Raw genomic sequence first — 13318 nt, forward strand, 5'->3', positions numbered from 1 at the left:
GCAGCTTATCGCTGCCACTAATAATTTTTAACGCTCTCGTACTAAACGAAAGCCAATATAATTTGCTCTAAAGTCAGCAGCGAGTGCTAAGCGTGTCGATACTCGGGCTAGGCTTGGTGCAAAATTCCAAGCACCACCACGTACCGTAACATCATCTTGAGAGGCGCGTTTTTGCGTCCACTCCCACACGTTACCAACTGTGTCGTACAAACCGTAATTATTAGGTGCAAATTCGCCTACTGGCGCTGCGCTTTTGTTTGACCATTCACTGCCACACCAGCCACAGTTTGCTAAATTCTTACCGATTTCGTTACCCCAAGGGTACTCAGAAGTCGTACCTGCTCGAGCAGCGTACTCCCACTCAACTTCATTCGGTAAGCGATATTGCTTGCCTTCTTCACCTGATAACCAGTTTGCGTAAGCTTTTGCATCTTCGTACGACACACAAACTACCGGAAAGTTCTCACTTTGCTGATAACCTGGGTTTTGCCAATTGTAGTCTAGCTCCCAAACTGGCTCGCCATTGCGATAATATGCACACCCTTTCGCTTGTTCAGCAGCTGTTTTAAACCCCGTACTTTCTACAAAACGACGAAACTCAGAAACGGTGACTTCTTTGCTTTGCATTGCATACGAATTACTCAGCACTTTTTCAACAACAGGTCTTTCGTTAGCTAACCCATTACCTGTTAAGTCACCCATTTTGAATGAACCAGCAGGTATGATACTGATTTGATTATTTACAGATTGATTAACTAGACTCACCGCTTGTGATACTGCAGGTGTGTTAGAAACTAGGCTTACTGCAGGCTGCTCGGCCTTTGTAGTCTCAACTTTAGAGTTCGACGACAAAGGTTGAGCTACCTTTGCCGCTCTAGGCTTTTTTACAAGCTGCGCATTAATCGTTTGTGCACGGCGAATATTCACACGTGTTTTATAAGATTCATACCCAAGTTTACGCACTTCAATTTCGTGCATGCCAACCGGGATTTGTACATTTAGCTTAGTTGAGCCATAGCTCACACCGTTGATGAATACTTCATCATCATACACATTTGAGCGTAGTGTTAGCTCAACCAGTTTATCTGCTTGTTTCTGAACCGGTGCTGATGCGACAGGTGTTGGTGCTCGCTCAACAACTGGCATCGCTGTACGCTGCTGCGCCACAGTCTTACCTTCTGAGTAATTAAACTGGGTATCAGAAAACGTTGTCGGATAGCTATTCTGGTAACCGATACCACCCGATAATGGCGTGCCATACTCAGAGCAGAAGCGGTTATCAACACTTAGTAATCCACACAAGCGACTTGCATTCACATCGCCTCGCATGGTTACGCTTAAGTTCACACTGTAATTACCTTGTCCACTGAAAGAACTCGCTGTGACATGGCTACTCACTACTTTGACCTGTGCGCCTGCAAGGTTACGCTTTGGCTCAACCAAGCGCTGCTCAGTTAAGTTTGCAAATAACTGGTCAATAAAACGCTGAGTCGACTTCTGTAAACCCATTTGCTGACCACGTTGCTCACACGCTGCAAGTGTTTCAGTTCGTTTACAGTTAATGGTGTGTTCAATTTCTAATGTCCCTTCACGGCTAAACTCATTTCTTAAGCGTTCAACTCGTGCGGTACTCAACTGATCTTTTAGGCTTTCAAGGGTATTTACTAAAGTGTGTTTGGTAATGCGAATCTGTTTAATATCTTGTCGATGAGATGCAATCGCCGCCAATTGCATAGTGATATCTTCTTTATTTTGTTTATGTAGTTCAACCGCTTCTTGATATCGCGTTTGCGCAGCTGAAATATTTAAAGAAGGATCATCGATAAGTCTGCGATATAGTTCGTTCATTGCATCGAGCGCTTGGTTTTTTTCTTTATCTAGCTCGGTTGAACGATTTCTCAGTAAGTCTAGTTGTGACACTAAACGTGTTTCTTCACTGAGATGCTTATCTAAAATTTGAGTGTAATTTTCTAATTCATTTTGCTTGACTGACAATTCAGCTTCAATGGCTGTAACGGTCGCGGTATCTTGTGCAAATACATTAGCTGCCAGTAACGTGGCAGATATCAAGAGAGATAAAGGAGCGATTCGCATATTTTCCATTCCCAAAAGCGGCGATTATTTGGTCTTTGTTATTTTTTATAATTAAGGCTTTATGCTATGTACTTAAACAGTAAAACACAAGCTTTGAACACACTAATATGTGAGTTTACAACTATTATCCATCCCCATGCTACCTTTCTAGAAATATTTTCATCTCCAGATCTCAGCTGTTAGACTGAGGTTTTCATCTGAGTAGTCATTAGTATGGATAATAATCAGTTTTTATTGCCTGAATCTCCGATTCAAGAAATTCGACATCCATTACTTGAACAAAAACAAGTCAAACTCGCAATTAAACGAGATGATTTGTTGCATCCTGTTATTTCAGGAAACAAATGGCGCAAACTCAAATACAACCTAATACATATGCAAAGCAAGAGATGTGACTCATTCGTCACTTTTGGTGGTGCATTTTCAAATCATTTATATGCCAGCGCTATGGCATGCAAAACTTTCAACTTAAAAGGCCATGCGATCGTTAGAGGGCCGATACTCGATGAAAATAATCCGACCATTAGGATGGCTCGCGCCTGCGGTATGACACTGCATGTTGTTGACAGAAAAACTTACCGCCTTCGAAACGATGGCGATTATCTACAAACATTACAAAGTGAATTCCCTAACAGTTTTATCATTCCAGAAGGTGGAACCAATCAAGCAGCTCTTAGCGGTGTTATTGAATTAGCGCAAAGCTTACCGCCATCAAATTATGTTGTATGCGCTACAGGCAGTGGTGGAACAATCGCAGGACTTGCAAAGGGCAGCCCTACCAATACCAATGTGATTGGAATTGCGGTGTTAAAACAAGCTGATTACTTAAATGATGATATAAGCCAATTACTGACCAATTCGCATTCGGGCGCTTCTTGGCAATTACTCACCAATCACCATTATGGCGGTTATGGTAAGTTCACTGATGACGTTTGGACTTTTTGCCAACTGATGCGACAAACTTATCAATTACCATTGGAGCCAATTTACACAGGCAAGATGCTATTTGCTATCTGGCAACTCATTCGCCAAGATTACTTTCCTAGAGGGAGTACTATCATGGCCATACACACTGGCGGCTTACAAGGGCTTGATGGATTGCGTTATCGCGGTTTAATATCCCGCTAATTCTAGCTGTTGTAGTGGCTCTGAAAAATAATACCCCTGCGCTCCTTTAACACCTAAACGCTGAAGACATTGAAGTTCAGTTTGCGTTTCAACGCCCACCGCATAAACTGGCAGCCCAAGTTGTTTACCTTGCCTAACAATCTGGCGCACCACCTTTTGTTGCGCCAAGGACTCATCTATATTGTGAACCAAATCAAAAGCTAATTTAAGCGCTTTAATACAGTTTACTTGCCTTAATTCCTTAACACTAAAAGGTTCAGATACCTGATCAAGCACTAACCCTGTTCCTAACTGCTCTAATTGAGACACCATATTATCGAGTTGCAATCTGTGATGACAAAAATCATCTAGGGTCATTTCAAATAGCACGCGTTTCGCTAATTCGGTTTTTAATAACTCATCACACAACCACTTAGTAAATTTGGGATCACACCAATTAATTGTATGTACATTAACACTCGCTAATAAATGGCTTTTGTCTTTATGTAAAACCTTAAAAGTATGCTCGATAATAAGCGTGTCTAATATCCATAAACTTTCTTTACTATGTAGCTGAGGCACAAACTGCTTCGCAGCAATAAGACCTAACTTTTCATGCCGAACCCGAAGCAACGCTTCGCTTTGCGTAATTTCTTGTGTTGCAAAACAAAACAAAGGTTGAAAGAACAAAATAAACTGACCATTTTCAATGTACTTAATGAAATCTTCTTCAGAGTTTTGCATCGAAATTTCATGGGTTTTATTAAGAGGTGTCAGATGAATATGCTGCCAAATATTATTCGAAGCGACACTTAATGCAGAACGGGCTAATTGATATACCTTGGTTTGATCTGATTTTGGTTGATAATAACATCCACCCAATTTTACCACTTTGCGAGACAGATCCCCGCGAATAGCAAACAGCACTTGATAAACCACCTCATGCATTTGTTTACTTATTGTAGAGACTTCTCCCCAAGCAACTTGCTCCAAGGTTACAGCCAGGGCTCCTGAGTTAAGGTATTTTACAGAGCACTTAGAATAAGCACTAAAATGCTTATGAAACTGGATTGAAAAATGTTGCTGTGCGTCAATCTCATCGCCCAAATGGTAACTCCATTTGATCAGTGCAAAGATATTAAACAAGTTTTCATCAGCACTCCTTGGATGCTGAATTGTTGGTAAAAGGTTCTCTTGTTCGCGAGGTGCCACTTTTTGCAACTGTCGACGAAATGGCTTGGGTCTGACTTTGTAGATAAGCCACCAGCGATAGGCAAAAACTAGAAATCCAATAAACAGCAAATTAAATAACAGCAGAGCACTCGCATACTCTTGCCAAACCTTGGGGTGTCTCACATATAGCGTTGAGCCTGATAGTTCAAATGTATCAAAATTACTGATTTGTAAAGGGGGCTTTTGACCAAGAGTTATAAACTGCAAATTAAACTGCTGTGCTAATACACTTAATCTATCATCTGTTTGTTCTTTTTTTGGGAGCATACTTGCAGCTTGCGCAAACTGCATAGCCCGTTGATGTATTTGAAGGTGAAATAGGTGCACCAACAATGCATTGAGAAAGCACACGAGTAATAACGAGGCTACCGCCAAATACCACTTGGATAATGTGTCTGTTACGTGCTTAAAAAACGACTTCATCACCATACAACACCTCGTTTAACATTGAATAAGTGTTGTTCACAAGTCTTAAAAACTCAAGTTTAGGGTACTGAAAGTCTCGTGTTTAAGTGATAAACCACAGAACTTACTGTTTTGGAAAAATAAAACCCTGCGAGTGCAGGGTTTTATTAAATTCATAATTCTAACTAATATGAGCTAATTAGTTAGTCGCTCAAAAATTAGAACGGGATATCGTCATCAAAATCGATTGGTGGTTCCATCGGATTTGAAGCTCCACCTTGTGGCGCTGATTGTGGCTTAGGTGCAAACCCGCCTTGCTGAGACTGCTGCTGTTGCGGTGCAAAACCGCCCTGCTGTTGGCCCGACTGCTGCTGAGGTGCGAAACCGCCTTGCTGAGACTGCTGCTGTTGCGGTGCGAAACCACCTTGCTGTTGTGGTGCCTGTTGCTGCTGTGGCGCTTGGTTATACTGAGACTGCTGATTGTTGAAACCACCAGACTGCTGACCCTGATATTGGCCACCACCTTGTTGCTCACCACGACCACCAAGCATTTGCATCTGACCGCCCATGTCTACAACGATTTCAGTTGTATACTTTTCTTGTCCGCTTTGATCTGTCCATTTACGTGTCTGTAAACGACCTTCGATATAAACTTGTGAGCCTTTACGTAAGTATTCACCTGCAACTTCAGCTAATTTACCGAACAACACAACACGGTGCCATTCAGTACGCTCTTGCATTTGCCCTGTGTTTTTATCTTTCCAGCTATCTGTAGTAGCAATGCTAATATTTGCTACACCGTTACCATTTGGCATGTAACGAACTTCTGGGTCTTGGCCTAAGTTACCAACCAAAATTACTTTGTTTACACCGCGTGCCATGACGCACTCTCCTCACACTAATTCAAGCCAAGTATTTGCTTTGCTTGGTTTATATCAAATTCTTTATCATTTACTTTTAGGTAACTACGATTCTCGTCGTTCACCATAGTCGCTTCGATCACTCCCGGTAGTGCCACCAATTGCTCGGCTAACTGCTCAGCTCTATGTGGGTCGGATAAATCAGCCATCAAACTGATCACTTTACTCTTAGGAGGGATCTGCATTTGCCATGCAATAAATAGCCATATTACCCCAACTCCTGCTGCAGCCGCAAACACTGTATTCGCTTCACCTATTTGCGCTAGATAACCCCCTAAAATACCGCCTAAAAATGCCCCGAAGAATTGTCCCGATGAGAATACCCCCATCGCTGAGCCCTTCTGGTTTGCCGGTGCAATACGCGATACCAAGGCTGGCATTGTCGCTTCAAGGAAGTTAAAGGCAATAAAGTAAAACAACATACACAAGGCAATGCTCATGATTGATGTTGGTAATAAAATTAAGCCTAACGCACTAAAAATTAGCACGAAAATAGAAAGTAAAAAGACCTGTTTTTCTTTTTGTTTTTTAATAGCAACGATCATCAAAGGCGCCATTAAAATAAATGCTGCTAATAAAACAGGAATATAAAGCTGCCAATGACTTTCAGCCGCTAAACCGCCAATAATTAACTGACCAGGTAAAACCACAAATAAAGTTGTGAGCGTAAGATGAAGTAACATAACGCCGAAATCAAGACGCAACAATTGAGGATGCTTTACAAGTCGCTTAATGTCTGAAATAGACGCTACGGTATCGCCTTTTGGCGCGCGATTTAAAGCACTCGGCACGATGAACGTCACAATAACGATACCCAGTATTGCCAAACCAGCCGTTAACCAGAATACCCCTGAAATACCAAATGATGCCGCCACCATTGGCCCAAGTAACATAGCAACAGCAAAGCTTAGACCGATACACATACCAATCACAGCCATGACTTTTGGACGCTGTTCATCTCGACTTAAATCTGCAGCAAGCGCTAATAAAGCACTGGCAATGGCACCCATGCCTTGTAAAGCTCGACCAACCGTTACCCAATAAATCGAATCAGCGACCGCGGCAATCACAGAACCGATAGCAAACACAATTAAGCCACCAATAATGACTGGCTTTCTGCCCACCTTGTCAGATAACCAGCCCATCGGGATCTGTAATAAAGCTTGTGTTAAACCGTACACACCAATGGCCAAACCAATCCACATTGGCGAGACATGCTCAAGTGACTGACCATAAATGGCCAGCACAGGCATCAGCATAAATAAACCGAGCATTCTGAATGCGAATACACTGGCTAGCGAAAAAGCAGCACGTTTTTCTAAGGCGTTTAATGATTGATTAGACATAGTTCTCGTTATAACTGACTCGCAAATGCGCGCGACAGTTTAACAAAAAAATAGCTGTAGCAAAAAACTTAATCTAATTTGTATTTTTTTAATATCTTCTGGATTTTTCCTGTTTGCTTGAGTCTCTCTAACGCTTCTTCAAGTCTATCTTTAATTTTTGGAGACACACTTTGCTTGCTAAGGGCTATGTAGACGGGTTCTTGATTAATTACAAACGGATTAATTTCAACTTGCATATAGTCTGGATTGTTTTCTGCTTGATACAGCATATTGTATTTTTCCGCGAAAAAGCCTGAAATACGACCATGTTTCAGCATACTAATACGCAATTTATTGTTGGTAATAACGGTGAATCGCTCTTCTACATTTGGGGTATTTTTGAGAAGCGCATCAATATCTGCACCATAAACAGCATCACGATGAATAGCTATCGGTGCGGGAAGGGTTAAAAGGTCTTGGTAACTATTTAACAAATAAGGCCGTGATTTATGAGTTACAAACACAATCGTTTCGTTACGCTGCGGGCCAATAAAATAAGCAAAGCGCTCGCGCTGCTTGGTTGGTGACATACTGAGCATCATGCCTATCTCACCACTTTCTAGCATTTTTATAGAGCGACCCCAAGGTAAACTGACAAACTTATAGCGACAATTCGCCTCTTCTAAAAGCGCTTTAGCAAAATCAACATCTAGGCCGTGCCAACTTAACGTGTCAGCTTGATTGCTGTAACGAGCAAAGTTTTCAAATCGAACAACCAACTCACACTCAGATTGAGCCTGCAAGCCCATTTTTGCCTGCACATTAAGACTGAAAACCAAAAAGAGAAGGGATACGTATATTCTTTTCAAAATTTTATTAGCCACATTTTTACCACCTATTCAGTGTAGATGCTTTTACAAAGAAGCGATAATTTTCACAAAAATGTGCGATACTGTGGCGAAGTTTGATTACACCCTCAAGCAGTTACTGGAGCATCATGGATAATATAGAAGTAAGAGGCGCCCGCACCCATAACCTGAAGAATATTTCACTGACTATTCCACGTGATAAGTTGATTGTTATCACAGGGTTATCTGGCTCAGGTAAATCCTCTCTCGCGTTTGATACTTTATATGCAGAAGGCCAACGTCGTTATGTTGAATCGCTTTCAGCTTATGCGCGCCAATTTTTATCTTTGATGGAAAAACCCGATGTAGATCATATTGAAGGTCTGTCACCTGCAATTTCTATTGAACAAAAATCAACGTCTCACAACCCTCGCTCTACTGTGGGTACTATTACTGAGATTTACGATTACCTACGCTTGTTATTTGCCCGCGTAGGTGAGCCTCGCTGTCCGACTCATGATTTGCCCCTAGCAGCACAGACTATCAGCCAGATGGTAGATACTGTTTTAGAGCAACCAGAAGGTAGTAAGCTGATGCTGTTAGCGCCTGTGGTAAAAAATCGTAAGGGTGAACACGTCAAACTATTCGAGCAATTGAGTGCTCAAGGCTATATTCGCGCCCGTGTTGATGGTGAAGTGTGTGATTTAAGCGATCCACCGACTTTAGAATTACATAAAAAACATACTATTGAAGTGGTTGTTGACCGCTTTAAAGTAAAAGATGGCTTGCAACAGCGTTTGGCTGAATCATTCGAAACCGCCTTAGAGTTATCGGGTGGTGTGGCCGTTGTTGCGAATATGGACGACGCAGAACAAGCAGAGCTGACTTTCTCAGCCAACTTTGCCTGCCCGACTTGTGGCTATGCCATGACTGAGCTTGAGCCACGCTTATTCTCATTCAACAACCCAGCAGGCGCTTGTCAGAGCTGTGATGGCTTAGGTGTAAGACAATATTTTGACCCAAGTCGCGTTGTACAAAATCCTGAACTTAGCTTAAGTGGCGGTGCAATTAAAGGCTGGGATAAACGCAGTTTCTATTACTTCCAAATGCTACAATCAGTGGCTGAGCATTATGATTTTGATTTAGAAGTACCTTTTGAGAAGTTATCAAAAGACGCACAAAAAGTTGTACTGGAAGGCTCAGGTAAAACCAAAGTTGCCTTTAACTATCGCAATGATCGCGGAGATGTGATCACCCGCAATCACGAATTCGAAGGCGTGCTAAATAATATGAGTCGCCGTTATCGTGAAACTGAATCCAGCTCTGTTCGTGAAGAGCTTGCTAAATATCAAACCAATCAAGCGTGCCCTAGCTGTAATGGCTCACGTTTACGTGAAGAAGCTCGTCATGTGTTTATAGGTAAAACAACGCTGCCAGATGTAACGCTTATGAGCATCGGCGATGCGATGACTTTCTTCGATGGGTTAGAACTTACAGGTCAACGTGCACAAATCGCTGAAAAAATCTTAAAAGAGATCCGTGACCGTTTATCTTTCTTAATCAATGTTGGTTTAAATTATTTATCTCTGGAGCGCAGTGCCGATACCCTTTCAGGCGGTGAAGCGCAGCGGATTCGTCTTGCCAGTCAAATTGGTGCAGGCCTCGTCGGCGTTATGTATGTGCTTGATGAACCTTCAATTGGCCTTCATCAACGCGACAACGACCGCTTGCTTAGCACGTTAACTCATCTACGTGATCTAGGTAATACTGTAATTGTGGTTGAGCACGATGAAGATGCCATTCGCGCGGCAGATCATATTATCGATATCGGCCCTGGTGCGGGTGTACATGGCGGTCATGTTGTTGCACAAGGTTCACGTGACGATATTCTTAATTCACCTGAGTCTTTAACAGGTCAGTATTTAAGTGGTGCAAAAGCCATTGTCGTCCCTGAGCAACGCCACCAGCCAGAAAATAAATGGCTAGAACTCTTTGGCGCCACAGGTAATAACTTAAAAAATGTCGACCTGCGTATTCCATTTGGCTTAATGACCTGTATCACAGGTGTGTCGGGCTCTGGTAAATCAACCCTTATTAATGACACGCTATTTAAACTGGCTCACACAGCACTGAATGGAGCGACCACAGCTGAGCCTGCTCCACACAAAGACATTCAGGGCCTTGAACATTTCGATAAAGTGATCGACATTGACCAAAGCCCAATAGGTCGTACTCCTCGTTCAAACCCTGCAACCTATACAGGTATCTTCACGGCTATTCGTGAATTGTTTGCGGGCACACAAGAAGCGCGCTCTCGTGGCTATAAAGTGGGTCGTTTTAGCTTTAACGTAAAAGGTGGTCGTTGTGAAGCGTGTCAGGGTGATGGTGTTATCAAAGTAGAAATGCACTTCTTACCTGACGTATACGTACCATGTGATGTGTGTTCAGGTAAACGTTATAACCGTGAAACCTTAGAAGTACTTTATAAAGGTAAAAACATCCACGAAGTACTAGAAATGACGGTTGAAGATGCCCGTGAATTTTTCGATAAAATTCCAGCGATCAGCCGTAAGCTGCAAACTTTAATGGATGTTGGCCTGACTTATATTCGTTTAGGGCAAGCAGCTACTACGCTTTCTGGTGGTGAAGCGCAGCGTGTGAAACTCGCTAGAGAATTATCGAAGCGCGATACTGGTAAAACTCTGTATATTTTGGATGAGCCAACCACAGGTTTACACTTCCATGATATTCAACAATTACTAGCTGTACTGCATCGCTTGCGCGACCATGGTAATACTATCGTGGTGATTGAGCATAACCTAGATGTGATAAAAACTGCAGATTGGATTGTCGACTTAGGCCCTGAAGGTGGCGCTGGCGGTGGTCAGATCCTTATCTCTGGCACACCTGAAGCCGTAGCTGAGTGTGATGCATCACATACAGGTAAATATTTAAAACCCTTATTGAAATAACTGTTTTTAATATTGCTTAAAAATTAATTAATTTTTTAAAAGCTTGCCTTCATAATGGGGCAAGCTTTTTTAATGCGCTACTTTTTATTACTCAGCAATATGCTAAAAATAGTTAGATAATAATAAAAACGGAAACATCCATGGAAAAACTACCTTCTCCCAAGCACCTTTCTGGTTTTTACTTTAGTTTTAAAACCAAGTGGCTAACTTTTTGGCGCTCACTGACGTTTGCTCAGCGCTTATATTTTACGGCCATTGTGTTGTTTTTTTTGTTATTGAATGGAGAAAGTGAAGCTACATCTGGTATTTCTGAGAACGAACAATTTTTAAATGACTTATTTTCCCCTTCTACATTTTTAATGGTCACCATCATTATTGTTGCCTTACTGAGCGAGCTTTGGCCCAAATTAATGAAGTTTTGGGATAGTTTACCCGGCAAGGCAGTAATACTGATTTTCTATGCTTTTATTGCTAACTATGCACTGGCTTATGCTGCAGGCGCAATTAATGATATTACTGGGGTCAGTGCAGATAACTTCCCTTATACGCATAACCTTAGCTTGATGCTGTCGTTACCCTCTTGGTTCTTTATCAGCACATTGAGTATTTTGCTTTTAATTCCATTGCTGCAGCCTTTTTATGTAATGCTGCTGTTACTGATGCGCCCTTTCGGTTTGCATACTATGTGGCACCCACCTGAATATCGCTTTCCGATTATTACTAGTTTTGTACGCATGACTTTGTGCGTCATGCTCTTTATTTTTGTACTTATGTTTACATTTACATCGGGCATGATGGGAGGTATGACGACCATGTTTACCAATGTTATAGAAAGCTTTTCTAACACCACTGTCAGCAGTAATCTCACAAAAGAGATTGATAGAGAACTTTCTGAAAATAAAACCAAACATGCAACAGATAGTGCGCAATTAGCGAACCTCGAACCACAAACTGAGCAACCTGCTGCTGATGATGAAGGTCTAGGTATTTCTTTAACCGTCAACCAAGGTGAGAGCAGTACTTTTTCGCTATCTGAACGTGCTGAAGCCTATGACAACCGTGTGAAAGCTATTTTGTCTTACTTCATTTATGAGCTAGAAGCCGATAGCTACTCTCGATGTCAGGTAACGCCGGGAAGCCGAATGATAGAGCTCAATGACTATGAGATTTTAGAAATCACGCAGCTTGAAACTGAAGTACGCAGCTATAAATACGAAGTTAAACCTTGTATTTCGGTTGCCATTGGCCACCAATTTAAATCTTCGCCCTCACTACCTACAGAAGAAAAGCAGTAAGCTGCTGCTTTTCTTCTTCACTTAACGGCTGTGAAGATTTATTTGCGAAGTTATAACGCACCATGACCGTTTTACCTTCTGCGCAGCACTCTCCGTGCTGCCAAGCTTGTTGTAAAATCACAAATGAGCTTGACCCTATTCGCTCAATGGCAGTTTTAACTTCGACTTCTTGGCCATAAAACAGCTCACCTTTAAAAGTCACTTCAACTTTGGCAACAATCAGTTTCCACTGTTTTGGATCAAGGTCTGGGGTAAAAATCTTAAAAATAGGCACGCGCGCCGCTTCAAACCAAACCGGTAGTGCGGTATTGTTGATGTGTCCAAGCACGTCGGTTTCACTAAAACGCGGCATGAGTTTTTCTGACAACATAATAATTCTAATATCCTATAGGTACTCAGATGACAGATTTTATTCGCGTTTACGACAACGCACTCTCAACTGATTTTTGCGATACATTTGTTCAGCAGTTTGACCAAAGCCCACATTTAAAGCAAGGGGTCACCTCTGGCGGTGTCGATCTTAGTAAAAAAATCAGCCAAGATTTATATTTATATGCTCATCCTGAATACGCACAAACACTACAGCACATTCAGCAAGTTACCGCGCAACATGTGTTTAAATACGTTGAAGAACATTTTTTTATGATGATCGGCGCGTTTGGTTTAAAAGTGTACCATCCGAAAACAGGCCAGCCTGTAGACTTAACGGTTGAAAACTTTGAAGAGGTTGGTAAGCCACAAATTCATGTGCTCACTCAGCAGCTGTTCCGCTTAGGCAATATTCAGGCACAAAAATACCAAGCAGGTAAAGGTGGATACCCTTACTGGCACAGCGAAGTGTATCCACAACTTGGTCATAATGAAGCACTACATCGCGTACTGTTATTTATGTTTTACTTAAATGATGTTGAAGAAGGCGGCGAGACTGAATTCCACTATCAAAATAAGAAAATCGCCCCTAAAAAAGGCTCTATGGTGATAGCTCCGGCTTACTTCACGCATACTCACAGAGGCTGTATTCCAGTTTCTAACGATAAGTATATATTGACTTCATGGGTGTTATTTAATCGAGCCGAACAAATTTATGGTGCGCAACCTGAGCAGGCAACCATGTAAATG

Annotated in this window: 10 protein-coding genes; 4 read left to right on the forward strand and 6 right to left on the reverse strand. The window is 41.9% G+C overall.

Going from position 1 to position 13318, the window contains the following annotated elements:
- Window positions 1–27: 27 nt before the first annotated feature.
- Window positions 28–2094, reverse strand: a complete 2067-nt coding sequence (locus tag ACH784_RS15965) for an SUMF1/EgtB/PvdO family nonheme iron enzyme (RefSeq protein ID WP_404391851.1) — start codon at window positions 2092–2094, stop codon at window positions 28–30.
- 213 nt (window positions 2095–2307) lie between these two features.
- On the opposite strand from ACH784_RS15965, the gene ACH784_RS15970 reads away from it, so the two are divergent.
- A complete protein-coding gene (locus tag ACH784_RS15970; RefSeq protein WP_404391853.1) occupies window positions 2308–3222 on the forward strand; it encodes a 1-aminocyclopropane-1-carboxylate deaminase/D-cysteine desulfhydrase in 915 nt (304 codons plus the stop codon).
- Here ACH784_RS15970 and ACH784_RS15975 read toward each other — a convergent pair.
- The 4 genes from ACH784_RS15975 to ACH784_RS15990 all read right to left on the reverse strand — a co-directional run bounded on the left by ACH784_RS15975 (window position 3208) and on the right by ACH784_RS15990 (window position 7968).
- Complete coding sequence (locus tag ACH784_RS15975) at window positions 3208–4857, reverse strand: EAL domain-containing protein (protein ID WP_404391855.1); 1650 nt, start codon at window positions 4855–4857, stop codon at window positions 3208–3210. The genes ACH784_RS15970 and ACH784_RS15975 overlap by 15 nt on opposite strands.
- 200 nt (window positions 4858–5057) lie before the next feature.
- Entirely contained in the window at window positions 5058–5720 is a 663-nt protein-coding gene (gene ssb / locus ACH784_RS15980; RefSeq protein WP_404391857.1) for a single-stranded DNA-binding protein, read from the reverse strand.
- A gap of 17 nt (window positions 5721–5737) precedes the next feature.
- Window positions 5738–7105: an MFS transporter gene (locus tag ACH784_RS15985; protein ID WP_404391859.1), complete on the reverse strand. Its 1368-nt coding sequence runs from the start codon at window positions 7103–7105 to the stop codon at window positions 5738–5740.
- 68 nt (window positions 7106–7173) lie between these two features.
- Window positions 7174–7968 carry a substrate-binding periplasmic protein gene (locus ACH784_RS15990; RefSeq protein ID WP_404391861.1) on the reverse strand — a complete coding sequence of 265 codons (795 nt, stop codon included), beginning with the start codon at window positions 7966–7968 and terminating at the stop codon, window positions 7174–7176.
- A gap of 113 nt (window positions 7969–8081) precedes the next feature.
- Between ACH784_RS15990 and uvrA the strand changes: the two genes are divergently transcribed.
- Window positions 8082–10904, forward strand: a complete 2823-nt coding sequence (gene uvrA / locus ACH784_RS15995; RefSeq protein WP_404391863.1) for an excinuclease ABC subunit UvrA — start codon at window positions 8082–8084, stop codon at window positions 10902–10904.
- A 140-nt stretch (window positions 10905–11044) separates the two neighbouring features.
- Window positions 11045–12199, forward strand: coding sequence for a hypothetical protein (locus ACH784_RS16000; RefSeq protein WP_404391867.1), 1155 nt, complete (start codon window positions 11045–11047; stop codon window positions 12197–12199).
- Here the strand turns inward: ACH784_RS16000 and ACH784_RS16005 are convergent.
- Window positions 12180–12569, reverse strand: coding sequence for an acyl-CoA thioesterase (locus ACH784_RS16005; RefSeq protein ID WP_404391869.1), 390 nt, complete (start codon window positions 12567–12569; stop codon window positions 12180–12182). The genes ACH784_RS16000 and ACH784_RS16005 overlap by 20 nt on opposite strands.
- A gap of 29 nt (window positions 12570–12598) precedes the next feature.
- On the opposite strand from ACH784_RS16005, the gene ACH784_RS16010 reads away from it, so the two are divergent.
- Window positions 12599–13315 (forward strand): 2OG-Fe(II) oxygenase, encoded by a 717-nt coding sequence (locus ACH784_RS16010; protein ID WP_404391871.1) that lies wholly within the window; start codon window positions 12599–12601, stop codon window positions 13313–13315.
- Window positions 13316–13318 lie beyond the last annotated feature (3 nt).

Source organism: Pseudoalteromonas phenolica (assembly GCF_044788725.1).
Taxonomy (GTDB): Bacteria; Pseudomonadota; Gammaproteobacteria; order Enterobacterales; family Alteromonadaceae; genus Pseudoalteromonas; species Pseudoalteromonas phenolica_C.

Bases quoted from the DNA above. Each gene is read 5' to 3' on its own strand.
- ACH784_RS15985 (WP_404391859.1), bottom strand. From the start codon at position 7,105: ATGTCTAATCAATCATTAAACGCCTTAGAAAAACGTGCTGCTTTTTCG.
- ACH784_RS15975 (WP_404391855.1), bottom strand. From the start codon at position 4,857: ATGAAGTCGTTTTTTAAGCACGTAACAGACACATTATCCAAGTGGTAT.
- ssb (WP_404391857.1), bottom strand. From the start codon at position 5,720: ATGGCACGCGGTGTAAACAAAGTAATTTTGGTTGGTAACTTAGGCCAA.
- ACH784_RS16010 (WP_404391871.1), top strand. From the start codon at position 12,599: ATGACAGATTTTATTCGCGTTTACGACAACGCACTCTCAACTGATTTT.
- ACH784_RS16005 (WP_404391869.1), bottom strand. From the start codon at position 12,569: ATGTTGTCAGAAAAACTCATGCCGCGTTTTAGTGAAACCGACGTGCTT.
- uvrA (WP_404391863.1), top strand. From the start codon at position 8,082: ATGGATAATATAGAAGTAAGAGGCGCCCGCACCCATAACCTGAAGAAT.
- ACH784_RS15965 (WP_404391851.1), bottom strand. From the start codon at position 2,094: ATGCGAATCGCTCCTTTATCTCTCTTGATATCTGCCACGTTACTGGCA.
- ACH784_RS16000 (WP_404391867.1), top strand. From the start codon at position 11,045: ATGGAAAAACTACCTTCTCCCAAGCACCTTTCTGGTTTTTACTTTAGT.
- ACH784_RS15970 (WP_404391853.1), top strand. From the start codon at position 2,308: ATGGATAATAATCAGTTTTTATTGCCTGAATCTCCGATTCAAGAAATT.